Source organism: Peptidiphaga gingivicola, assembly GCF_001652275.1.
Taxonomy (GTDB): domain Bacteria; phylum Actinomycetota; class Actinomycetes; order Actinomycetales; family Actinomycetaceae; genus Peptidiphaga; species Peptidiphaga gingivicola.
The window spans coordinates 144741-168682 of record NZ_LVZK01000002.1; the positions used below are offsets into that span (position 1 = coordinate 144741).

Annotated in this window: 14 protein-coding genes; 6 read left to right on the forward strand and 8 right to left on the reverse strand. The window is 62.3% G+C overall.

Annotated features, from left to right (window positions below; genetic code table 11):
- The first annotated feature begins 51 nt into the window (after window positions 1-51).
- Together A4H34_RS08440 and A4H34_RS08445 are read left to right on the forward strand one after the other, a co-directional pair.
- Window positions 52-3087, forward strand: coding sequence for an AAA family ATPase (locus tag A4H34_RS08440; RefSeq protein ID WP_064231799.1), 3036 nt, complete (start codon window positions 52-54; stop codon window positions 3085-3087).
- A 383-nt stretch (window positions 3088-3470) separates the two neighbouring features.
- The gene (locus A4H34_RS08445) at window positions 3471-5684 is read left to right on the forward strand and encodes a glycoside hydrolase family 32 protein (protein ID WP_197480465.1); all 2214 of its coding nucleotides are present in this window, start codon (window positions 3471-3473) and stop codon (window positions 5682-5684) included.
- 182 nt (window positions 5685-5866) lie between these two features.
- Here the strand turns inward: A4H34_RS08445 and A4H34_RS08450 are convergent, their stop codons facing one another.
- The 3 genes from A4H34_RS08450 to A4H34_RS11065 all read right to left on the reverse strand — a co-directional run bounded on the left by A4H34_RS08450 (window position 5867) and on the right by A4H34_RS11065 (window position 7483).
- Window positions 5867-6340: a DUF6912 family protein gene (locus A4H34_RS08450; protein WP_040323670.1), complete on the reverse strand. Its 474-nt coding sequence runs from the start codon at window positions 6338-6340 to the stop codon at window positions 5867-5869.
- A 131-nt stretch (window positions 6341-6471) separates the two neighbouring features.
- A complete protein-coding gene (locus A4H34_RS08455) occupies window positions 6472-7158 on the reverse strand; it encodes a hypothetical protein (protein ID WP_064231800.1) in 687 nt (228 codons plus the stop codon).
- 52 nt (window positions 7159-7210) lie between these two features.
- The gene (locus A4H34_RS11065; RefSeq protein WP_156510303.1) at window positions 7211-7483 is read right to left on the reverse strand and encodes a hypothetical protein; all 273 of its coding nucleotides are present in this window, start codon (window positions 7481-7483) and stop codon (window positions 7211-7213) included.
- Window positions 7484-8175: 692 nt separating this feature from the next.
- Between A4H34_RS11065 and A4H34_RS08465 the strand changes: the two genes are divergently transcribed.
- From A4H34_RS08465 to A4H34_RS10735, 3 genes are all read left to right on the forward strand, one after another.
- Entirely contained in the window at window positions 8176-8382 is a 207-nt protein-coding gene (locus tag A4H34_RS08465; protein ID WP_009200062.1) for a helix-turn-helix domain-containing protein, read from the forward strand.
- Window positions 8383-9031: 649 nt separating this feature from the next.
- Complete coding sequence (locus tag A4H34_RS08470; protein WP_156510304.1) at window positions 9032-9574, forward strand: hypothetical protein; 543 nt, start codon at window positions 9032-9034, stop codon at window positions 9572-9574.
- A 19-nt stretch (window positions 9575-9593) separates the two neighbouring features.
- Window positions 9594-10286, forward strand: a complete 693-nt coding sequence (locus tag A4H34_RS10735; protein WP_009200057.1) for an Rv3235 family protein — start codon at window positions 9594-9596, stop codon at window positions 10284-10286.
- Window positions 10287-10400: 114 nt separating this feature from the next.
- On the opposite strand, the gene secA is transcribed toward A4H34_RS10735, so the two are convergent.
- The 3 genes from secA to A4H34_RS08490 all read right to left on the reverse strand — a co-directional run bounded on the left by secA (window position 10401) and on the right by A4H34_RS08490 (window position 17502).
- A complete protein-coding gene (gene secA, locus A4H34_RS08480; RefSeq protein WP_064231803.1) occupies window positions 10401-13238 on the reverse strand; it encodes a preprotein translocase subunit SecA in 2838 nt (945 codons plus the stop codon).
- A gap of 113 nt (window positions 13239-13351) precedes the next feature.
- Complete coding sequence (locus A4H34_RS08485; protein WP_156510305.1) at window positions 13352-15775, reverse strand: 5'-nucleotidase C-terminal domain-containing protein; 2424 nt, start codon at window positions 15773-15775, stop codon at window positions 13352-13354.
- A gap of 218 nt (window positions 15776-15993) precedes the next feature.
- A complete protein-coding gene (locus tag A4H34_RS08490) occupies window positions 15994-17502 on the reverse strand; it encodes a hypothetical protein (protein ID WP_138587092.1) in 1509 nt (502 codons plus the stop codon).
- A gap of 430 nt (window positions 17503-17932) precedes the next feature.
- Here A4H34_RS08490 and A4H34_RS08495 point away from each other — a divergent pair, with 430 nt between their 5' ends.
- Window positions 17933-18679, forward strand: coding sequence for a UTRA domain-containing protein (locus A4H34_RS08495; protein WP_009200051.1), 747 nt, complete (start codon window positions 17933-17935; stop codon window positions 18677-18679).
- Between the two features lie 186 nt (window positions 18680-18865).
- On the opposite strand, the gene A4H34_RS08500 is transcribed toward A4H34_RS08495, so the two are convergent.
- Entirely contained in the window at window positions 18866-21079 is a 2214-nt protein-coding gene (locus A4H34_RS08500) for a glucose PTS transporter subunit IIA (RefSeq protein WP_009200050.1), read from the reverse strand.
- A 242-nt stretch (window positions 21080-21321) separates the two neighbouring features.
- Window positions 21322-23085, reverse strand: a complete 1764-nt coding sequence (gene treC / locus A4H34_RS08505; RefSeq protein WP_064231804.1) for an alpha,alpha-phosphotrehalase — start codon at window positions 23083-23085, stop codon at window positions 21322-21324.
- Window positions 23086-23942 lie beyond the last annotated feature (857 nt).

The window sequence follows — 23942 nt, forward strand, 5'->3', positions numbered from 1 at the left end:
CACTCCCGTGAACGGAGACAAAGAGCGAGCCCCCATGAAAGGAGCGAGGCGATGAGGCTTAGGCGACTGACCGTCTCGGGCATCGGCCCTTTTGCGGACACGTTTTCCATCGACTTCGACGCCCTCACAGCGGGAGGGCTGTTCTTGCTCGAGGGGCCCACGGGCTCGGGAAAGTCGACGATCATCGACGCCGTCGTGTGGGCGCTCTACGGCGGCGTCGCCGGAGGGAGGGATTCGACGGACGCCAGGATGCGTTCGACGCACGCCAGCCCCTCTCGCGAGTCCTTCGTCGATCTCGTCTTCTCCGTCGAGGCGGGAACCTTCCGCGTCCGCCGCACTCCCCAATGGACCAAGGCCGGAAACAAGAATCCGACGAACGCGTCGGCCAAGCTGTGGCGGCTCTCCGAAAGCGCCGTGGAGGCTCAACAGTTCGACGCGTGCGAGATCCTGGAGGCCAAGCCCGCGGGAACCGGCGCTGAGATCGCACGCCTCGTGGGGCTCAGCCGGGAACAGTTCCTCCAAACGATCGTGCTCCCCCAGGGGAAGTTCGCCGACTTCCTCACGTTGGACTCGACCAAGCGCACCGCCTTGCTGGAGCAGGTCTTCGACACGTCCGCCTACAGGCGGGTCGCCGAACTGCTCAAGGAAAGGGCCGCGGCGGCGCAGTCAAAAGTCGATTCGGCCCGCGGGGAATGGGCGTCGTCCGTCGAAGGCCTGGCAACGGCCCTCAGGCTCGAAGGCGAAGCGAAGGCCGAGCTGGCGGAAGCCGCAGACGCGGCCGGGGACCCGGCAGACGCGGTCCGGACGACGGCGCTCGCCGCAGCCGCCGTGCTCCGAGCAGAAGAAGAAAGCGAGTCAGCCGAAGAAGAGTCCGCGCTCGCGGCAAAGCGAGCCCGCGAGCGAGCCGTTGCGGCTCAAGAGGCGGCCGACCTCGCCTCCCGCCTCCAGAAACGCTCGCGGCTTCTGGCCTGCCGGGACCGCTTGCGCGCGGAAGAGCCCGAGATCGACAAGCTCGACGAATCCCTCGCGGCCCACGCCCTCGCCGCCGGCGTCGCCTCTTTCCTCGCGGCCTTCGACAGAGCAAAAGCCGAGCTCGGCCAGGCCGAGCGGCGCTTTGCGCTCCTCGACGCCTCGGATCGTTCGCCGCACGACGTCGACGCGGCGACACTGGAGTCGCAGACCGCGCTCCTTGAAACCATGACCTCCCTCACCGGCCGCCTTACTGAGCTGGCTGCCGTGGAAAAGGAACTCGCAGCCTCGCGACGCGAGCGGACCGCCGCGCGCGAGGTCCTTCGGCGCGCACAGGAGAAAGTCGCGGCGGCGCGGGCGCAGGCATCAGCGCTCCCGCAGGCGATCCTTCGGGTCGAGGAGAGGCTGGCCGCCGAAGAAGCGGAGGCGTCGCGCGTCGAGAGCATGGAATTGGAAGCCGCGTCGCTCGCAAAGGCGGCGGCGCGCTTCGCCGATCTGGACCGCGCGCGCTCCGCGTCGAAGGAGGCGAATGCGGCCGTCGCCAAGGCGGCCGCGGCGTTCGAGGAGGCCCGCCTGCTGCGCGACGAACAGACGCTCGCGTGGACCGCTTCGATGTCGGCGATCATCGCGGGCGGGCTTTCCGAGGGCGAGGCCTGCCCGGTCTGCGGTTCGACCGAGCATCCCGCTCCCGCGCCGCCTTCGAACGTCAAGGCGACCCGGGAAGACGTCGAGGACGCGGAGAAGGGCGCAGCAGCAGCCCGGGGGCTGCTCGCCGAGACCGAAAAACACGCTGTGCGGGCCCAGGCCGAGGTTGCGTCCGCCGAGGCGGATTTGAAGGGCCTCACGCGAGAGTCCGTCGCCTCCGCGCTCGAACGGACCCGCTCCGAGCTCGCGTCGGCCCGTCGCGCGCAGCGCAAAGCCGCGGCAAGCCAAGTCGAGCTGAGAGACCTGCGAGAGCGCTCCGAGGCTGCAGGATCATCCCTTTCCGCCGCCCAAAGCGAACAGGCGGCAGCCGAAGCCAGAATCGCGGGCCTAGATGCGGCCGTCGAACGGGCGCAGGCCAGAATCGTCCCCGAATTGGCGGGTTACGAAACGATATCCGAAAGGCTGAAAGCCCATGTCGAGCGGGCGAACGCGCAGCGCCGCCTGGTCGAGGCCGTGCGGGAACTGCTCGGCGCACGCGGGCAGCTTGACGCGCGGGAGGGCGAGTTATCCGCAGCCTTGTCGGAGGCGGGATTCGCGGATGCGACGGCCGCGCGCGAGGCATTCATGCCCCGCGAGGCCGCCGAAGCCGCAAGAACGCGGGTAGCTGAGCACCGACAGGCCTCCCACGACGTCGCCCGCGACCTCGCCGCGCCTGAAATCGCCGAGCTGACGGGAGACGAGGCGCCCGACGTCGAAGGAACCGCCCGCCTCGCCGAAGAAGCCGCCGAAACCTCCAGAGCCGCCCAGAGGCGGGCCGCGGTGGCGAACGAGCGCAGCCTAGGAGCACGCGCCCAGCTCGGCGTCGTCTCCGAAAGGGAGGAGGCGTGGGCCCGGCTGCAGAGCTCGGCGGGGCCCGTTTTGCGCCTGGCCAATCTCGCCAACGCGGGAAGCGATTCGATCACGAAGATTCCGCTCGCGACCTTCGTCGTGCGCCATAGGTTCGAGCAGATCCTCGACCGCGCCAACGAACGGCTCGCCGACATTTCCCTCGGCAGATACCAACTCGCCCGCAGCGACGAAAAGGAACGCGGCTCGCGCGAGATTAAAACCGGTCTCTCCGTGACGGTCATCGACCGCGACGGAGAGGCCGACGGCGCCGCCAAACGGTCTCCCCGCAGCCTCTCGGGAGGCGAGACTTTCTACGTCTCGCTTGCCCTCGCGCTCGCCCTCGCCGACGTCGTCCGCGCCGAGAATGGCGGAATAGCGCTGGAAACCCTGCTCATCGACGAGGGGTTCGGCTCCCTTGACGAAGACACCCTCGGGCTCGTGATGTCGACGCTCACGGGCCTGGCAAGGGACGGACGGGCAGTCGGCCTGGTCAGCCACGTCGCCGAGATGAAAAAGATGATCGCCGAACGCGTGACGGTCAGGCCCCTGGGCGACGGTTCGTCGCGCGTGGAGATCCGCTGTTAAGTGTCCATTGTCACTGCAGGCACGGGGGTACGCGCCGCCCGCCACTGGTCGAGCTGGAATCCGGTTAATTGTCACTGCGGGCACGGGGGCGCGTCTGCAGGCGGGCGCGCGGCGGGCAATCGGAGCACACGCGGAAAAGCCGCCCGCCTCTCTCGCCCGGCGAAATGCGCAAAGTCGCGTTTCCCCGGGCAAACCGCCCTTCATCGGGTCCGCCGCCCGGCGTCGCCGCCGAGCGGCGGACCCGGGGCGACGTCTTCGCGCCCTGTCCGCATGTCCGCTCCCCCGGGAGAATTCTGCCTTTCGTTCAATCCTGCCCCTTTCCCAATTCGCCCACGAGTACTAATGTAGAAACGTACATAACAACTACCTGGGAAGAACAAGTTGTGAAATCTTTTAAAAAAGAGCCGCGCGCCGCCTTGTCGCTCGCGGCCGCCTTCTTGCTTCCATTCACGAGCGCAGGATGTTTTTCGAGCGAGGGCGCTTCCCGTCCCGCCTCCGCAGCATCGTCTTCCCGGGCACAGACCGGCCAAACCGACGGGTCCTCCAACCGGTCGAGCTCAACGCCGTCGGCGGGGGCTTCCGCCTCGCCCAACCCGGAGGCCGCGAGCGCTCAGACTCCCGCAAACTCCACCGCGGTCTCCCCTCCAGTTGACGCAAACGACCCGTGGCGCCCCCTCACCCACTACACGCCCAAGGGCAACTGGATGAACGATCCCAACGGACTCGTCTACCACAAGGGCGAGTACCACCTTTTCTACCAGTACAATCCGAAGGGATCGGACTGGGGAAACATGTCGTGGGGGCACGCCGTCTCCAGCGACCTCGTGCATTGGAAAGAACTAGGAGTCGCCATACCCGGGACCGACCAGTACGGCGTCTTCTCTGGCTCCGCCGTCGTCGACGCCCGCAACACGTCGGGATTCGGGACCGCAGACAATCCCCCCATGGTCGCGATTTGGACGCGCAACGACAATGCGAGCGGCATCCAATCGCAATCGCTGGCCTATTCCACGGACAACGGCCGAACATGGACCCTTCACAACGGCGGGGCGCCCGTCTTGGACGTCAAATCGAAGAGCTTCCGAGACCCCAAAGTCTTCTGGGACGAAAAGACGAAGCGCTGGACGATGGTCTTGGTCAAGGCCGACGAACACAAAGTCTCTTTCTATTCCTCGCCCAACCTGAAGGACTGGAAGTTTGAGTCCGATTTCGGGCCGGTCGGAGACGTCTCTTCCGTTTGGGAGTGCCCCGACCTCTTCCCCATGAAGGTCGAGGGCGAAAGCGGCAAGACCCGATGGGTTCTCACGGTCAACACGTCCCCTTCCGCTCAGTACTTCGTCGGCGACTGGGACGGCAAGACGTTCAAAGCCGATTCCTCCCGAACCTACACGGGCAAGGAGGGCAAGACTCTGGCGGACTTCGAAGACGACGCGTACGGCTCGTGGACGACGTCGGGCTCCGCCTTCGGGAACGGGCCGTCGCATGCCACCGGCAGGGACATTTCCGGGTACGTCGGCTCAGGCTACGTCAACAGCTACGGATCGGGCGATTCCGACACGGGAACTTTGACGTCGCCCGAATTCACGATCAACGCCAATCGCCTCAACATGCTCATCGGCGGCGGAAGCCACCCCTACAGTTCGGTGGAAGGATCCCAGCACACGTCGGTCAACGTCGTCGTCGAGGGCAAGGTGGTCGCCACCGCGACGGGCAACGACAGCGCAAAGATGTTCTGGCAGAGCCTCGATCTGAAGAAGTGGCGGGGAAAGAAAGCCCGTGTCGTCATAGAGGACAAGAACACCTCGAGTCACTGGGGTCACATCACGGTCGACCAGATCGTGCTCTCCGACACGCCCGCGTTCAACGAGTCCGTGCCGAAAGTCGACTACGGCCACGATTACTACGCTTCTGTCACGTGGGAAGGCGCCCCCGACGGCAAACGCTACGCCGTCGGCTGGATGTCGAATTGGACGTATGCGAAGGAAGTTCCCACGAAAACGTGGCGCTCCGCGATGAGCACCGTGCGCGAGCTCAAGCTCCGCAAGGCAAACGGCAAAGAGCGCCTCGTGTTCTCCCCAGTTTCGTCCCTCAATTCGCTGCGAACCGGAGGCGAATTCAAGAAGTCCGACGTGACGATCGAGCAGGGCACGACGCCGCTTGACGCTGCAGCCTCGGGCAAATCCCTCGACATCTCGTTGACCCTGGATCCCCTCAAAGCGAAGGAGAGCGGAATCTCCGTTCTGGCAGACGCCACACAAGACGCCCGCGGCAAAACGCAGGGAACGAGAATCGGCTACGACGCCGCGAAGCAGCAGATTTTCGTCGATCGGTCGAACTCCGGCGAGGTCGGATTCTCTCCCGCCTTCCCGGGGCGGAGCGTCGCGGATTTCAAACCCGGGAAGGACGGCCTCGTCCATTTGCGGGTGATCGTCGACTCCTCGTCCGTCGAGGTATTCGCCGACGACGGCAAGCTGGCCCTCACCGAAACGGTCTACCCCGCTGCAGGCGCGGACAAGGTGTCGCTTTTCGCCGCGGGAGGCGAAGCCAAAGCCCGCAGTCTCAGCGTCTGGCACTTGGGGTCTTACCGCCAAGGGTAAGGCGCTCAATATCCTGAGCGCAGCTGAATCGATGTTCCGGAACACAAGCGATTCCAGCGTGTCAGGCCTAAGCAGCTTGACGCCGCGCCCGCCAAGCAGGCCGCCGAACGTCTCGTTCTGAAGCGGCGCGCCTTGTCGGCGGCTTGGTTGTCGGATTTGGGCCTACGTCCAGCCGATTCGATTCAGCCGAAGTACTCGATGAGTCGACCTCGTTCCTCAACGTCGAACCACATGAGGTCTTCGTCGTCGGTCACGCGCTCGAGCGCGGCTGCGTCGCCGCCGATGGCGAGGACGACGTCGTTGGCGGCCTTTGCATCGTCGACGTGAAAAGAAACGACGTCTTCCCATCCAACCGGTTCGACAAGCTGCAAGGCGGTCGGGAGAATATCTTCCCCCTCGACGTGCGCAGTCTTTTTCTCTTCGATCTCGGCCGCTATCACCACTCGAAGGGGATAGACGGTTTCCCCACTGGCCGCCAACGCAGCCAGCACACGCAACGATTCGTCTGTCGCGGCGTTCATGGCGACCGCTTCAAGCACTTCCTCGACGTCGCCCGGAAGAAGGTCCCGCAACTCGTCGGTGACAGCATGCACGGTTCGGGGAAGGAGAGCGTCTCGCCCGATGTCCACGCCCGTCGCAGGAATATATATTCTCACGGCGCCATACTAGCGACACATGGCGAATAATATCTCGAAGCGCCCTCGCACGGCGTTTCTTTCCCAACGATTATTTCTGAGACCCGATGGACGCCTATCTGTCTTCTCGGAACGGGCTCGCCCTGAAATACTCAGGTGCGGCCACTCGAGCCTGCGGCATTCCCCTGCCTTCGTTTTCGAAGCGGAAACAGCCGCTTCATTCGCCGCAAACGACTTTCTTCCGCGCCATCGCCATTTTCTTCCGCGCCGTCGCCGGTGCCTTGTTTTCGATCGCGTCGATGCGGCTCTCCGCCCGAGGCTGCTCTTTTCTCAGCGGTCACGTGCCTTTCCTTTTGCCTGTTTGCCCTAGACCGCCTGTCCGACGTCTGGCCCGCCCGCCTTCGGACGGCACCGTGCACCCGCATGGGGCACTCCCGCAGCACATCGCCCGCATCGCCGCGATTGAGCCTGCGCGCAACCCCGACGAGCGCCGAAGCTTCGCCCTCCACGCAGAAAGGCTGAGACAGCGACGCGTACATGTCTGCGTCGACGAGCAAAACGCCTTGTGGCACCGAGCAGGTACACAGGCCGCGTCGCGCGCCAACGTCGATCTTCCAGGAGACCCCTGCCCCAGGCGGCGACCGGCGTTCCCCGGGCCCCTTGCCTTCGCTCAGATCGTCGGCTTCCGCGCCGACGACGTCGATCTTCCAGGCGACCCCTGCCCCAGACGGCGACCGGCGTTCCCCAAACCCCTTGCCTTCGCTCATATCGTCGGCTTCCGCACCGACGACGTCGATCGCCTTCTCCTCCGCGGGCGGAATCCCCGCATCGCCAGCCATCGCCTCAATGAGACTTCGCACACAAGCAACGACGTCCCCGGGAAAGGCGAGGTCAGGGCGTCACACACCGGCGTCGAGGGCCGAGATTGGGATTCCCGGAACCGTCGACATGCACTATAACAATCCTACATCTGTGGAGATGTTTGGAGAGCTTGAGATCCCATTCGCGGAGCACCGCGACCGAACCGACGCCGGCTTCCGCGGCGGTCACGACTTCCGCACGGTCGGCGCATCGCCGCGCAATGCCGACGACGGGATCGGATTTCGAAAGGATGCGGGCGACTTCGGCCTCCAGCGCGCCGCCAAGACACAAAAGCAGACTCATCGCCGCCTCCCGGCCAAAACGTATCCGTCGTCCGACCGCATGGCCGAAAACCTGACGCACGCACTGGTCCGGCATCTGGACTTCGGCCGTCGCCCCCCTCCGCGGCGTTCGAGCCCTCCGCGTTGACCGACAACACAAGCACATCCAGCGCCACAAAAAGGCCGCCGCGGGAGCGTCGCCTCCCCCACCGGAACGCAACGCGCCAAAGTTCGACGCACGCTCTGGGCGTCGCGGACAAAGAAGCCGGAGGCGTCAAGCGAATGGCGACCCTCGTTCCGCCCTCGCCACTCCGATCGATGCGACTCCTCGCCACAAGCTCGCCCTTTCAACCGATTCTCCAATATCCCCTTCTTTTGTGGAAGGCCCCACATGCGAGACGGCCAACGTTTCGGCAATCTCCACAACGTCAAGATCCTCCTTAGAAATCACAGCCCCGGGGACCATCGCGGAACAAGCCCGGTAGACGGGGACTTTCTCGGGGCCAGACAACGCGAATGCGCCGCCCATCCCCGAAAGAGCCACAAGAAGAACTTCGACCCCCAACCGTGGATCGCGCCATCATGTCGCCATTTTCGATTTCCTTTCTCATGCGAATGCGCCTATCATCGCAAAAACGGCGATTGTCCCGAAAAAGTTATCCACACCATTGTGGATAACTCCCATTCGGAGCAAAACTATGTCACAATGTATCTATGGCTAAGTTTCTAACTATTGCAGATGTTGCTGAATATCTAAACGTTTCCGTCGGCCAAGTCCGCACGTTGATCAAGACGGGCGAACTTCCCGCAATCCAAGTGGGCGGCCGCGGCCAATGGCGCATCGAAGACGACAGGCTAAACGAATACATCTCGCGTGGATACGCAAACACGCGTGAAAAGATCGAGTCGTCACGTCACTAATCCCCCACCAACCCAACTAATCTCGTAGGTCAACCCTTAGTATCGCCTGCAGATTGATGCATGTGCAGCCACTCGGGGTATCGACATCTATGAAGTCACGCCCAACACGAGCCAGAACTCCCATGTGGAGTCCTTCACGCGTTCTACATGTAATAAACCGTCCGTCGGCATAACGGCGCAGACCCGAGGTCAAGCCGAGCTTACGAGCGACCCCGGGTCTCGCCTCGACGGCGACGGGCAGATTCACAACAGTGCCAATCGCGCAAGGCCGCGCGATGGCCCACCCCGTCGCCCCCAGCAACCATTCTTCTACACACTCCTCCAGTCTCACCCTCAGGGATCTCCTCTCACAATCAACGTGACATCCTCTCCTACGTGTGCGTATAATTTGTTTGCAAGGGTAGTCGTCGCCCCCTCACAGCGCCGCAGCTTGACCTCTTCCCCATTGCATCCTGGCGAATATCCGCCTTAATGCGGCTTTCAGCGTCGGCGGCGACGTCTCTCCACGATTCGTTCGGGAAGCTAAACTAGCTTGCGGGGCGACAACTTTCATACCGTGCATACTTTGCAGACTTCAAACAGAAGCCGATGCAAACTATTCATATATAAGAATATGAAATCCACTATTTGAGCTTAGAAAAGGTTCAAAATGAGTCACTCACCGACTACTTACATCTTATGCGGATTTGCCTGCGCTTGGACGGCAGCCGTTTCGTGGACCAAGCTGATCCCGCGTATCGCCGCGGACGCACAGCTGAGCAACTCGAATTTCCGTTTGGCCGCCGTCGCCTTCTGTGCGAGTGAGGCCACGTTGGTCTGCGCCTGGTTCGCGATTTCCTATGTGGGCCTCGCCCACGCGCGCCGAGGAAGAAGAAGCGCCTTTGTCGCCTTTGCTCGAAGATTCGGATCTCCCTCGGTCAAACGCGCCGTCGGCCTGCTCGCGCCGGGCGCCGCGGCCAAACCCAAGCGGCCCCGGCGCTCGGCGGGCGAGGAGAGGGGCCGCGCCCGCAGTGGCCCCTCAGAAGCGCGAATGGTCACCGCGCTTCCGGGAGGCTGCCCGTGGGCCATGGCGGCACGGAACCTTCCCGGAGAAGCGAGCCGCTCGGACATCGCGTCCCACACTCAGCTCTGGTTTGAGGCGAACCGCACAACGCTGTCCTCCCCGACCTTCTTCGCCCCGGCTAAGTCCTGAAAGCACCTAAGGATCCGCAATGAGCACCCTCGCCACGAAGTCTCCCCGACCGGCAAACACTCCGGGTCGGGGAACGCCCGCCGTCTCGGAGCCTCCCGAGGCGACAAAGCTCTCCATCTCAGAGAGAGCCCCAGTCTCCGCGAAGTCCACCGGGCCGGCAGAGCCTACCGGTCAAAAGGAACGTGCCGGACAAATCGTCGTCGGGCGTCCGCCTTCCCAGCTGCTCGCCCCTTCCCCGGCTCCCGAGGAGGGCATTCCGCGCTCCTTTCCCCACACGACGCCGGAGCGACCATGGGATCGTCTTTCAGTCGCGGCCCGGAAGCCCGCCAAGACCGCGTGGGATGAGGAGGCGCCCCGGCTTGACGCCGAACTTCCGCCCGACGCGCCAAAAGGGACCTCGCTGATCGGGTCGATTGTCATTCTCGTGGTGGAGGTGCTCCTCGGGCACCGCCCGGCCACGGCTCTCAGGCACTGGCTCGCGCCGGAGGTTTACGGACCTGTTGCGCGCAGAGCGGGCCTCGCGATCCGAATCAAGGGGCGGGCGCCGTGGACCTGCCGTCCCCGCATTCTCAAAGTGTTGGCGAACAAACCTCTCGCCCGCGTCATCGAAGCGGCGGCCGCCGTCTACGACGGGCAGAGGGTGCGGGCGGCGTGTCTGCGCATGGAGTTCCTGCGGGGCAGGTGGAAGGTCGTCGCCCTCGAAATAGCCTAATCTCGGGAGCCGAGGGCATCCACGAGGGTGCCAACCGGCAGTCGTTCACGGGAAGCCGCTGATCCCCAGACGCGCCGAGAGGTCGGCCCTCGATCCGGACGGCGCCGAGGGCTCTCAGTGCTTGCGCCGCCGGGCGGCGGCCCGGCGCTGGGCGCGGTTCATGCCGTCGCTTGACCCTTCCGAGCCTCTCGGGGCCGCGCGGCGCACGGACTTGCCGGATTCGTCCGTCGTCTTGACCGTGCCGTCTTCCGAAGCAGCCGAGTAGGAAACCGCCCGCGAGCGCTTCGGCGTTTTGATGCCCAGAACCTTCTCGGCATCAACCCGCGAGCGGGCGCTTTGGGCCGCGGTCTGCGCGGCCATCTCGGCAGCCAGCTCGCGCTGAGCGGCCTCCGCCTCGGCAGCGGCCTGCGCCGCGGACTCGGCGCTGACGATGGCGGCCTCGCGTTCCTCCCTCTCGCTCGGAAGCTCGAAGTTGAACAGGTAGCGTACCGACTCTTCCTTGATTCCGTCGTTCATGGCCTGGAACATGTCGTAGCCCTCGGACTTGTATTCGACGAGCGGGTCGCGCTGGGCCATCGCGCGCAAGCCGATGCCCTCTTTGAGGTAGTCCATCTCATACAGATGCTCGCGCCACTTTCGGTCGAGGACGTTGAGGATCACCTGGCGTTCCAGCTCGCGCATGGCGTCCTCGCCCACCTCCTCCTCGCGGTCGCGGTAGTTCGTGTGAATGTCGGTTTTGAGCTCGTCAAGCACGTGTTCGCGTTCTAGCTTCGACACGCCGCCAACCTCGTCGATCAACTCCTCGACTGTGAAACCGGGCCGGTAGAAGCCTTTGAGCTCAATCCACGCCTTGTCGAGGTCCCATTCGTCGGGGGCGTCAGACTGGGTGTGGACGCCCACTATGTCTTCGACGACGTAATCGAGGAAGCCTTCGACCATCGCTTCGAGGTCCTCTCCTTCGAGAATGCGGCGGCGTTCCGCATAGACGACGTTGCGCTGCTCATTCATGACGTCGTCATACTTCAGAACGTTCTTGCGGATCTCGGCGTTGCGCGACTCGATGGACGTCTGCGCGCGTTCGATCGACTTGGAGATGATCTTGAATTCCAGCGGCTCGTCCTCCGGGTATATCGAAGGATTGAGCGCCCTCTGCGCGATCCCCGTGGCGAAAAGGCGCATGAGGTCGTCCTCGAGCGAAAGGTAAAAGCGGGACTCGCCGGGATCTCCCTGGCGTCCGGATCGTCCGCGCAGCTGGTTGTCGATTCGCCGAGACTCGTGCCGTTCGCTTCCCAACACATAGAGCCCGCCGAGCTCGACGACCTCGTCGTGCTCCTCCGCCACGGCCTCTTCAGCTTCCTTCAGGGCCTGCGGCCAAGCGGCCTCATACTCATCGGGGGTCTTTTCGGGGTCAAGGCCCCGGGATTTGAGGGCCGCGACGGCCCGGTGTTCGGGATTTCCGCCGAGCATGATGTCAGTTCCGCGCCCGGCCATGTTGGTCGCGACTGTGACCGAGCCTTTGCGCCCGGCCTCGGCGACCACGGCGGCCTCCCGTTCGTGCTGCTTGGCGTTGAGAACCTGGTGGGGAACGCGTGCGTCACGCAGAAGCTTCGACAGCTCCTCGGACTTTTCCACGCTCGTCGTGCCGACGAGGACGGGCTGGCCGACTTCGTAGCGCTCCTTGATGTCCTCGACGATCGCCTTGAGCTTGCTCTTGCGGGACGGGAACACATAATCGACCTTGTCCTCCCGGATCATCGGCATGTTCGTGGGGATCGGAACGACGCCGAGCTTGTAGGTCGAGGCGAACTCCTCGGCCTCGGTCTCGGCGGTTCCGGTCATGCCCGAAAGCTTGTCGTACAGGCGGAAGTAGTTCTGGAGCGTGATCGTGGCAAGAGTCTGATTCTCCGCCTTGATCTCCACGCCTTCCTTCGCCTCGATCGCCTGATGCATGCCCTCGTTGTACCGGCGCCCGGGCAGGACTCGCCCGGTGTGCTCATCGACGATGAGGACCTCGCCGTCGCGGACGATGTAATCCTTGTCCCTGACGAAAAGCTCCTTGGCCTTGATCGCGTTGTTGAGGTAGCCGATGAGCGGCGTGTTGAGAGATTCGTAGAGGTTGTCGATGCCCAAGAGGTCTTCGACTTTGTCGATGCCGGGCTCGAGGATGCCCACGGTTCGTTTCTTCTCATCGACCTCGTAATCGGTGTCTTTGCGCATCCGCAGAGCGAGACGGGCGAACTCCGAATACCACTTGTCGGCGTCGCCCTCCGCCGGGCCCGAAATGATGAGCGGGGTGCGCGCCTCATCGATGAGGATCGAGTCGACCTCGTCGACGATGACGAAATTGTGCCCGCGCTGGACCAAGTCAGAGGTCTGCCACGCCATGTTGTCGCGCAGGTAGTCGAATCCGAATTCGTTGTTCGTGCCGTAGGTGATGTCTGCTGCGTATTCCTTGCGGCGTTCGTCGGAATCCTGGCCCGTGAGGATGCACCCCGTGGTGAGCCCTAGGAAACGGTGGATGCGCCCCATGAGCTCGGACTGATAGGAGGCGAGGTAGTCGTTGACCGTGACGACGTGCACGCCCTTGCCCGTCAGCGCGTTGAGGTAAGAGGGAAGCGTCGCCACGAGAGTTTTGCCCTCGCCGGTCTTCATCTCGGCGATGTTGCCCAGGTGGAGCGCCGCTCCGCCCATGATCTGGACGTCGTAGGGCCTTTGCCCGATGGTTCGCCTGGCGGCTTCGCGCACAGTGGCGAAAGCCTCGGGAAGAAGCTCGTCAAGGGTTTCGCCGTCGGCGATACGCTCCTTGAACTGCTCGGTCTGACCCCGGAGTTCCTCGTCCGTCATGTCCTCGAAAGTGGGCTCGAGCGCATTGACCTGCTTTTTGATCGCCTCGAGCTTCTTCAGGGTGCGACCCTCGCCTGCGCGGAGGATTCTGTTGATGAACTTTCCCACTGGGGCTGTCTCCTAAGTCGTTGCGAGGCGCCGGGCGCCTGTTGCCTCATCCCATTCTAGGCGAGTTGTCTAGGCAGCTGTGAGTGGGAGACAACGCCCTCGGATGAATCCGCTCACGGACGACGGCGGAGCGAGGCTTGCCTGCGCCGAATCGCAACCCATCCTGCGGCAGCTGCGAGCAGGCCCGCGAGCGCCAACGCCCGTGCGTCCAGGCCGGTCGCGGCCAACTTCTGGTTGAAGGTCCGCCGGCGGTCGGCGACGGGGTCCGCCGATCGGCGCGGATTCCGCGCTTCTTGCCGGCCGTCCGAGTCTTCGCCGCCCCGGGCGCCGCGGGCGCTTGGCAAAGCGTCCGAGCCGGACGACGCCTTGGAATCGGACGACGCTCCGTTCGAAGCGGAGGACGCTGCGCCCGAAGCGGACGGGGCTGGAGAGCCGGAAGGAGCGGCGTCGGAGGGATCCGCGGGGCCGGAGGAAGCCGGTCGCGAAGGCGCCGCGCTGGCCGACGGAGCGACGTCAGAAGGCCGAGCGCTCGCCGACGGCGCTGGAGCGGCGGACGAGCTCGTGACGACCTCCCAATTTCGCTCGAAGAACACAGCGGGGTCGATGGTCTTTGCGTTTTGCGCGTAGTCGATGAGGAGTTGGCGAATCTCCTGCTGCTCGTCGTAGACGACGCGGGCATTGCCGCCCATGTGGGGGAATCCTCCGCCGCCGTTCTGCCGGTAGTTGTTGACAGCAAGGATCAGCTTGTCGCCGTCGCCCAGCGGCCGGCCGTCCGGATAGCTCAGGCCGACGATGCGGCTGCCGACCGGCTTCGACACGTCGATTCGGTACCGGAGTCCGGTGAGTGCGTCGTAGTTGTAGTCCGGGATCCCGCGGGTCGCGCCGTCGTACTTGGCGTTGACTTTGCTCGGATCGAAAGTCGACCCCTCCGGGACCTGCACGAAGTACCGGGCCGAGTGCTCCAAATAGTCCTTGAGCTCGCGCCCCGTGACGAGCACTCCGCCCAAGGTGTTGTCGAAGACGTACAGCCCCGCGATGTCCTTGATCGTCACGTTTCCCTTTGGGAACACGGCGGTTCGCGAGAACGGCGAGGTCTGGGCGACGACGGGCAGGCCCTCGTACTTCGTTCCCTTGAGCCCGCGCCTGACGTTGTCGGCCATGACGTAACCGACGAAGTCGAGGATGGGAGTGTCCTCGTAGTGCGACGTCGCCGACGTGAGCCTTTCCTTCGACTGGGCGACGACGGTGTTGACGTAGGCGACGGTCGCCTCGTGGTCGGCCTTCAGCTTCTTGTTCGCCGCGAACGTCGGCGAATCGGCGACTTGGTCGGCGTACTTCGCCTGGGCGAGCGCCTCGATCTGCGTATCGGTCCGAGGCCAGGAAACCTTGTAGCCGCGCCCGTTTTCGTTCGCCTTCAGAGGAAGCGTCACCTGTGAAACCGACTGAGCCCAATAGGTCGGCTGGGTGAAGAGCACCGGGTCCCCGTCGGGGGCGCGGAAGACTTTCGAAGGAATGTCCACGTGGGAGTGCCCGCCGACTACCACGTCGACGTCGTTGACCTTCGACGCCACCGATCCGGCCACGTTTTCCTGGAGAAGCGCGGGGTTCCAGGCCACGCCCTCGGCGTCGAGCCCCGAGTGCACGAGCGCCACCACGACGTCGGCGCCCCGCGCCTTCATCTGGGGCACGTACTTTTGCGCCGTTACAACGGGGTCGCGAAACTCGAGCTTGCCGTCGACGACGGCCCGGTCCCACACGCGCACGCCCGGAGTGACGAGCCCGACCACTCCGATTTTGACCCTCTTCCCGCCGATGGTGCGATCGATGAGGGTGTAGGGCGTGAACGCAGGCGTCTCCGTGCCGGCTTTGACGACGTTGGCCCCCAAAAGGGGCGCCTTCAGCTGGGCGCCGTAGCTTCTGAGGACGTCGAGCCCGTAGTTGAATTCGTGGTTGCCCAGCGCCTGCGCGTCGTATCCGACATTGTTGAAGGCCTCCGCCATGGGGTGCGTTCGCCCCTGCAACAGCTGCGGGCGCTTCGCGGCCACGTAAGTCAGCGGCGTCCCCTGAATTGCGTCGCCGTTGTCGACGACCAGCACGGATCCTTTCGGTTTGGACTTCCGGGCGTTCTCGATGATCGTGGCGGCCCGCGCCATGCCGAGCTTGCGAACCCTCCCCTGCGGGTAGGGCTGATCGCGGAAATAGTCCCAGTTGTATGCGTGTCCGTGGACGTCGGTGGTGGCCATGACGGTCAGATCGAAGGAGTCGCCCGACGGCGTCGGCGAGCCGCCCGCGCTCGAAGAGCCCGGGCGGCCGGGCGCAGTGGGACCAGCGGGGTCGGCTCCGGCCCCGTCAGAAGCTGAGGGCGACGGGGAGCCGGACCCTCCGCCGCCCCGGCCGGTCCCGTCCGCGACGATCCCGCCGCGAAGGCCCGCCGGATTCTGGGCGGTCTGTGCAGCGTTCGCGGGCGCCGCTTGGACCAACAGCATGCATGCCGCGGCTGCGGCGGCGCTCGTCGTCAATCGTTTTTTCGTGCTCATAGTTCCCTCCCGCGGAGTCGTGGATCGGAGGTCGTCGTGAGCTTTGAGTCTAACGGGAAAGCTCGGCGGTCGAGCCGAAGAACGGGCGTGTTGCGAATATGTCGTGCTATACGACGGCTTGACGTTTCCGGTGTCGGTCAGACGTCGCCGTCCACCGGCCCGCTCGCCGCCACACAGCGCAGACGCCTCGCCCGCGGGACGGCGCCGCAGCCTGGCGCTTAGACGTTGCCATTGCTGTGGGGCCGCAGATTCTCCTCCTTCTGCTTCTTATGGTCCCAGGGGTCCATCCCGCTCCCCTGCGCGACGTTGCTCGCAACCGCGTCCAAAGCCTTCTGCGAACTCGCGTCGCTCTCCTGAAAATCTCGCATAGCAGCCCGGAGGTTGACGTTCCCTTCATCGACTTTCCACCGAAGATCTTGAAGCAGCTCATAGAGCACTTGGCGAAGCTCGGCAAACGCTCCGCCAGGCCCCGTCGGGCCCATTCCAATATTATGTTTGCGCCTAACGAGATCTACCATTGAAATGCCGGTCAACGCTTTGGCCGCTTTTTCGAGCTCCGCGGCTATTTGGGACATGTAACCACCCGTCGCTCCGTCGCCCACAGTCATCTGATTGACCGCGTTCTCATCCATTCGGGTCGCCCCGGCGGCGTCTTGGATGGGCGCCGGCGTCAAATGGAAGAAAGTGTCTGTGTATCCATGACGCGCCCTGTCTTCTAGCACCAACTTCATATTGTAACGTAAGTTCTCATCAACAGCCTCTTCGGCGGCTTTGAAGTCGTCGCCGATTTCCTCGAAAGCCCTCTTAAACTCTTTCATCATTTCTTCGAAATTGTCCGCTTCAAAAGTTGCTTTTTTTGCAGTTTTGCTGCCCTTTAACGATCTAACGTCTTTAAGGACCGCTAAGGGAACAGAAGCGCCTCCAGCCAGACGCGCGGTCGCAGCCGCCCCTCCTCCGGGAATTGTTGCCGCCATGCAACCCCATATTAGAATGTTCAAGAGCATGTCAAAACTAACACCGTCTTCCTCTTCGGCAATCTCCTCAAAAGCGTCTGTCGCTTTTTCGACCGCCTCCACAACTTTCTTACGCAACTGCTTCAGGAAAAGCTGCTCCGCCAGAAGCGTTTCGCCGTGAACGCGCGCCAACAAAGCAAGATTCCCAATCACAGAGGGCATCGATGTCACAAAAGTCGCACGGAACGTGTTGAACGCACTGCCTTCGAGTGCGGGAGCGTAGTCGTTCATGCCTTTCAGCAGGGTTCTCATGCGACCGGGGGCGATTTTGTCGAAGCTTTGGAGTTTGACCGTTGATACATCTGTCGTTTTCGTCGTGGGATCGAGCCCCTCAATGGATGTCTCCGACAAGACGGCCGCAACCTTTTCCCTGTATTCATTTATTTTTCCATTAAAACTATCCGAATAGGGATTGGGCAAATCCATCCATGGTTTTACAATCTTGTCCACCCGTTTGCGAATCTGATCGAAAAGCTCCTTATAGCCACTACGTTCAGTCCGCTCCGGGGACGCAAATTCGCCGCCTCCTGTCCCATCCGCGTTAGGGCGCGACATGGAGATACTCATGTCTAGACTTCCTAATTTGCCAGAAAGGACGTAACAATTAGAGCTTTTGTCCAAGGAAAAGTTAGAAGAACTACCAATATAAGCGTCTATCGCCGCCAGCTTGAGTTTGCCCACAAGCTTTGGAAGATCGCGGTATTCTGCGGACATGCCGTCATCCCTTCAGTGTTAAGCGTCAATTAATAGTCATCGAGCCAAATCGATGTCTGAGAAGCCAGCGCCAGGTCACGCTCAATAGGACATCTTCTCGCGACCAGATTACTGGACAGACACATACGCTTCAAGGGCGTCCCGCGTTTTGCAAACGCCGTCACGCAGTGCGAAAGTCGTTCCTACGTTCCTATGGCGCTTCATCCTTCTCTACGTGCTTTTCCGCTTTGTTTAGAGTCAAGAAGTTCACCCTCTTCCTTTTAAAAGTCCCAATATTCTTTTCCAAGCTCGTCATTCGCCATTGCGTGCCCTCCGCCTGATAAAATCGGTTCCGGTTTCCGTAAACGCGACGTCGAAGGCGAATGCCGCGAAGCCGCCTCGCGGAGGCCGTTCAGATTCGAGATTACGACAGACAAGGAAAGTTCGATTAGTGGCCGATCCGAAGTACAACGTTATCTTTCAGATCCTGCGGCACAGGATTGAGCAGGGAGAATACAAGTTTCTAAGCCTGTTGCCTTCGGAGAACGCTTTAGCGCTTGAATTCTCATGCACGCGCAACACCGTCCGCAAAGCGCTCGCCCTTCTGGCCGGCCAAGGCCACATCCTGACCATGCAGGGGCGCGGCGTCCAGGTGATCTATCGGCGTCGGCCCGTCCCATCGCGGCCGCCGTCGACCTTCCTCCTGGGAGGAATCGAATCGCTAAAGGAGGCGGCCGACCGCAACGGATTCTCTCTGAGCACTCGCATGCTCTCCCTAGAGGAAAGCTACGTAGACCGAGAGCTGGCGAAACGAAGCGGCATGGCGGTGGGCGAGGTGGTTCTTCGTCTGCGCCGCTTGAGGCTGCTCAACGACGTGCCGCTCATTCTCGATGAGAACGTCTTCCTCAAATCTATCGTCCCCAGCCTCAACAAAACCATCGTGGAGAGCTCAATTTACGCGCACCTTGAACACGAGCTCGGAGTGACGGTCGGCAGCGCCACGCGAACCGTCACCGTGGAGCCCGCGACCGAAGACGACGTCGAACTCCTCCACCTGGGAGGCTTAGGCTGCATCGTCGCCGTGACGTCGTCGACCTTCGACACCAACGGTTTGCTGTTCGAGTACACCGTTTCGCGTCATTCGCCCATAGGCTTCGAGTTCAACACGACGGCCCGGCGGCTGCCGGCATCCATCTGATCGGCGACGCGGCCCTGCAACGGCGGTCCCACTGAGAGCGGAGCGACGTATCGGACTCGCTTAAAGACGAAATCAGCGCACGGCGGCACTAGAACGTGCAGCTGGGCCGCGCAGCGTCTCAACCGCGCGGCCCAGCTTTGACTTTTCAATTGTTTGGAGCGAAACGCCCGGCGGAGTCGGCCGGCGTCACTTCGCGACCGGCTCGCGCCTGCCGAGCCGAACCTTCTCCACCTTCCGCTCGGTTTCCAGATCGGAGTCCTTGAATCCGAAGAGGTAGGTGCATGCGAAGGCGACTATCACCGTGACGAAAGACGCGATCCAGAATCCGGTGAAGCTGGAATCGATTTCTCCCGTTTGCTTGTTGATGAAGGACGTGAAACCGACGAACGCTCCGGTGAATCCCCACATGTTGACATTGAGGAGGCCGGTCACCAATCCGCCGACGGCTCCGCCGATCGAGGCGGTGATGAAGGCCCGTCCATACTTGAGGTTGAGGCCGTACATCGCGGGTTCGGTGACGCCGCACATTGCGGATATCGTCGCCGGCCCTGCTATCTGCTTGATGCGCGGGTTCTTGGACTTCACCCAGATGGCGAGGGCTCCCGCTCCCTGGGCGATCATCGTAACGGAAACGATGGCGTTGATCTTCGAAGGGCCGTTTCCATGGTAAGCGGCGAGCTGCGACGCAATGATCGGGATGACGGCCCAGTGCAGACCGAATATGACGAGCGTCTGGTACAGGCCGCCTATCACAAGACCGGCAAGAATGTAGTTAAAGTCGATGACCGAGTCGATTCCGTTGGCGATGAAGCCGGAGAAGAACATGACTAGAGGTCCGAAAACCACCAACACCAGGGTTGAGACGACGAAGATCTCGACCAATGGGGCGAACATCGAATGGATGACGGCGGGAATCCAGCGCTTCAACCAGGGTTCCATCTTTGAAGCCAGCCACGCCGCGATGATGATGGGGAAAATCGTGGAGGTGTAGGCCATGCCTTCCTTTCCAGTGGGCAACGCCACCGGAATGCCAAAGAAGTCCGCGTTGAAAACGGTATCGCCCAGCGTGGCGACGACATGATAGCCTCCGCCCTTGGGATTTGACATCGCCACCAAGCTCGGGAAGCAGAGCACTCCTCCGATAATGGCCACAATGATCGGGTTGGCCCCCAGTCTTCTCGCCGCTGTGAAACCGACGATAATTGGCAGGAAGTAGAACATCGACGAAGCCATCGCATCGATGAACTTGTATGTGTCGCTATTTGCTTCAACAACTTTATAGTAGGTGAGCAACGCCAAGATTCCCTTGAGGATGCCCGAGGCGGCGAGCACGCCGATGATCGGAATCATCGATCCCGTGATGACGCCGATCAGCGAGCTGAAGCCGTACTTCACCCAGCCGAAGGGCGTGGTCGGGCGCTCCCTCTCCTCTTCGCCTCCAAGCACGTCGTCTTCAGAGTTGCGAGGGAGGAGCTTGACAATCGCTTCATAGACCTGGCCGACCTTCGGGCCGATGACCACCTGGTACTGTCCGGCGGCCCTCGCGACGTCGATCACCTCGTCGATGTCGATGACCGCCGAGTCGTCCGCCAACGCCTCGTCCTTGAGATAGAAGCGCAGGCGAGTGATGCAGTGGATCACCTTGCGGATGTTGCCCGCCCCGCCGACTCCTTCGACGATGTCGCGGGCAGCAGCGTCGAGCTGGGCATGCTCTTCGGCCGACGCCGCCTTCTTTTTTCCTTTGCGTTTGTTTGGGCCGCTCAGGGCGTTGTTTTTCATGGGATTGGTCCCTTCGGTTTTAGGAGCCATAGCGCCGGGCGAGGCTGAGCCGTTCGCCGTGTGAGCGGCGACGTCGGTCCCGTCGGCGGCGTCGTCCGCTCGCACCTGAGCGGATTTTGCCCCCGCCTGGGCTTTTGCGGCAGCTCCTTTGAGCGTGACACGCGCTGCCTCACCGCCTGCGTCTGCCAGGCCCGTCTTGACATCCAAAGAGGAAAGGCACTCGTCCCCGTTGGTGAAAACCAGGACGGATTCCGTCTTCTTTCCCGCCGCGGCTATGCCTGCGAGGTCCATCGTCCCGATGGTCTCGCCCGCGCGCACTCTGTCGCCGGCGCTCACATTGAGATGGAAGGGACCGCCTTTGAGCTCCACCGTGTTGATCCCCAGGTGGAGGAGGATCTCCAGCCCCGAGTCCATCTTGAAGGCGATGGCATGTTCGGTTTCGGCGACCATGACGACTTCGGCGTCGGCCGGCGCGAGTACCTCGCCGATCAAAGGTTTGATTCCAAAGCCCTCGCCCATCACCTTCGAGGAGAAGACGGGATCGGGAACATCGGGCAATTCGATCACTTCGCCAGTGAGAGGTGAAACGATCGGAATGCCTGAAGCGGGGATGTCAGACATGAGGCTCCTTTCAAAGCCAAGTGCAGTGAGGATATGCGTTTTGTGTGTTGTTGACTGCGCCGCCTTCAATGCGACGCGGGGGCGCGGTCCCTAACGGTTCCGCGCACTCATCGGGTGCGCCGGCCGCTGCTCGCCTGTGCCGTTTCGCTCGCCTCGCGTGGACGCCTCGCCGTCCGCCTCGGTTCGCTCAGCCCGCACATGGGCTCGCTCATCGGCCGCTTTGTGTTCACTCGCCGAGCGGTTTACTCGCCGAGCGTGTCTGTGTGTATGAGAATCGCCAACGCCTCGTATGGGCGCAGGGTCAACGTCGGTTCGACGTCGTCCGCCGGACCGGGTTCAGGCGTCGAATCCGAGCCGGACGCCGAGTCGAGATCGGGCCGCGAGTCCGGCGTTGAATGCGAGCCTAGCCGCGATTTAACGCCGTTCTGCGAATAGTTCGAAATCAAGACCTTGCCGTCGAGAAATTCTTCGGGGATGTCGATCTCTGCCGGTCTCGGACGGAAGTTCGTGAGAACCAGCAGCTTCTGCCCTTCGTACTCGCGAATGTACGCGTATATGTCGGCGTGATCCATGGCGTACGGCTCATATGTGCCACGGGCGACGACCGCGCATTCCTTGCGAAGGGCGATGAGGCGCCGATAGTACGGGAGAATTCGGCCCGAGGACTCTTCCTCTTCGACGTTGATTCGATCCTGACCGGTGGGGCGCAGCCAGGGCGTCCCGGTAGTGAACCCGGCGCCCTCGCTCGAATCCCACTGCATGGGGGTTCGAGCATTGTCACGCGCTTTCCCGCGGACAATTGCGAATGCCTCTTGTTCACTGCGGCCAGACTCGACGAGCTCGGCGTACGCATTGTGCGCTTCGACGTCGACGTAATCCGATATTTGGGTGTAGCCGGGATCGGCCATGCCGATTTCCTCGCCCATATAGACGAACGGCGTGCCCCGCAGGAGGTGGATGACGGTCGCGAGCATGGTCGCGGACTCGACGCGATAGCGTCCCGGATCGCCGAATCGGTTGACGGCGCGCGGCTGGTCGTGGTTGTTCCAGAACAGCGCGTTCCAACCGTCCCCTTCCTGCATGCCCACGGCCCATTCGTTCAGGACGCGCTTAAGCGCACCCATGTCGAAGGGCATGGACGTCCACTTCTCGCCGTCCTTGTAATCGACTTTGAGATGGTGGAAGCTGAAAACCATGTTGAGTTCGCGGTCGCGCGGATTCGAGTAGCCGACGCACGCCTCGACGCTCGTGGAGGACATTTCACCCACCGTTATCGAATCGGCGTCGCGGCCGAAGCTAGCCTCGTTGAGCTCGCGTAGGTAGGTGTGAACGTCGGGGCCGTCCGTGTACATCTTCCGATCGTCGGTTCCGGCAGGCGCGTCGAGAAGCTCCGCGTCTTTCCCAATGACGTTGATGACGTCGAAGCGGAACCCGTGCACGCCGCGGCGGCGCCAGAAGTTGACGACGTCGATGAGTTCGGCCCGCACCTCCGGGTTGTGCCAGTCCAGATCAGCCTGGCTGAGATCGTAAAGGTGAAGGTAGTAATCGCCGGTGTCGCCGAAGGGCGCCCACGCCGGCCCGCCGAACTTGGAGACCCAATTGGTTGGGAGGGAGCCGTCGGCCTTCGGCGGGCGAATGTAGTAGTAGTCCTGGTATTTCTTCTCGCCGGCTAGGGCCCGCTGAAACCACTCGTGGTCTGTGGAGGTGTGGTTGAGAACCATGTCGAGCATCACGCCGATGCCGTGGCGCCCCAAGGCGCTGACAAGCTCGTCGAAGTCCTCCATCGTTCCCATCGCCGGGTCGATGTTGCAGTAGTCGGAGATGTCATAGCCGTTGTCATGTTGAGGCGACGGGAAGAAGGGGCTGAACCAGACGTAGTCGATCCCCAGCGAAGCGATGTAGGGAACCTTTTCGATGATTCCGCGAAGGTCGCCGACTCCTGTCCCCGTCGAATCCTTGAAAGATTTTGGGTAAATCTGATAAACGACGCTTTCTTCGAAGCTCATTCCATGCCTTTCCGTTCTTGGGATCCAACGCGGCAAGGACAGTGGTTGCCTCGACGACGGCGAACACCGAAAGTGCCCAGTTCGCCTGAACGCTCCAACCAGCCGAAGCAAATCGACCCGCCTGAACGCCGCAACCCGCCGAAGCTCCGCAACTCGCTCAAGCTGCACAAGCCTTTGAGACGGTGCGCGCCGCTCAAAGGGCCTCGTCCGCTTATGGGAATCGGCCGCAACCCATCTGCAGGAGTCAGTCGCAGCCCATTCGCAGGAGTCAGTCGCAGCTGCCCGCGGCGTCGTCTAGACTTTTTGTGCCGACTCGGCGATGGATTCCACTTGCTCTCCATCGAGTTGCTCCTTATGAATACCCACGATCCAGACAAGTGAGCCTGTACACGCAGGAAACTTGTGTACGCGGTCCCAGATCGACTTGTGTACGTTGTTTCTGGTGGAAGTGCCGAGTCAAACCCTGTCGGCCCGGTGCTCGCAACCCAGTCTCCAACTTTTCAGGTCGTTCTTGTGCGCACAAGTTCAGCCTAGAGCAGAAGTTCCGTGTAGGCAATAGGAAAAGGCAAGGTATTTCCGAAGCTGATCGACATAGCATGTTTGGCCTACAGCGTTCCGATAACCCCATTCAAAAGTCGCCATTGCAGGGTTTGTCACGCGCACGCTCGAAGCACAGACGACGAATTGGGGCAAGCAAGATGCGAACGAGATCTAGAATTCCTTGACCTAACGCTGAACGACGGCGACACCTTCGCATATGTCCCCGTTGCCCCCTGTGCAAAGTCAAATCAACAGAAAGTCGACCCGAGTCACAGATGCGCGATCGTTGGAGTCGCGAACCGGCATTGCGAAGCAGG

Coding starts and splice junctions, on each gene's coding strand:
- A4H34_RS08440 (WP_064231799.1), top strand. CDS start 52: ATGAGGCTTAGGCGACTGACCGTCTCGGGCATCGGCCCTTTTGCGGAC.
- A4H34_RS08455 (WP_064231800.1), bottom strand. CDS start 7,158: ATGGCTGGCGATGCGGGGATTCCGCCCGCGGAGGAGAAGGCGATCGAC.
- A4H34_RS11065 (WP_156510303.1), bottom strand. CDS start 7,483: ATGAGTCTGCTTTTGTGTCTTGGCGGCGCGCTGGAGGCCGAAGTCGCC.
- A4H34_RS08465 (WP_009200062.1), top strand. CDS start 8,176: ATGGCTAAGTTTCTAACTATTGCAGATGTTGCTGAATATCTAAACGTT.
- A4H34_RS08470 (WP_156510304.1), top strand. CDS start 9,032: ATGAGTCACTCACCGACTACTTACATCTTATGCGGATTTGCCTGCGCT.
- A4H34_RS10735 (WP_009200057.1), top strand. CDS start 9,594: ATGAGCACCCTCGCCACGAAGTCTCCCCGACCGGCAAACACTCCGGGT.
- A4H34_RS08485 (WP_156510305.1), bottom strand. CDS start 15,775: ATGAGCACGAAAAAACGATTGACGACGAGCGCCGCCGCAGCCGCGGCA.
- A4H34_RS08490 (WP_138587092.1), bottom strand. CDS start 17,502: ATGTCCGCAGAATACCGCGATCTTCCAAAGCTTGTGGGCAAACTCAAG.
- A4H34_RS08500 (WP_009200050.1), bottom strand. CDS start 21,079: ATGTCTGACATCCCCGCTTCAGGCATTCCGATCGTTTCACCTCTCACT.
- treC (WP_064231804.1), bottom strand. CDS start 23,085: ATGAGCTTCGAAGAAAGCGTCGTTTATCAGATTTACCCAAAATCTTTC.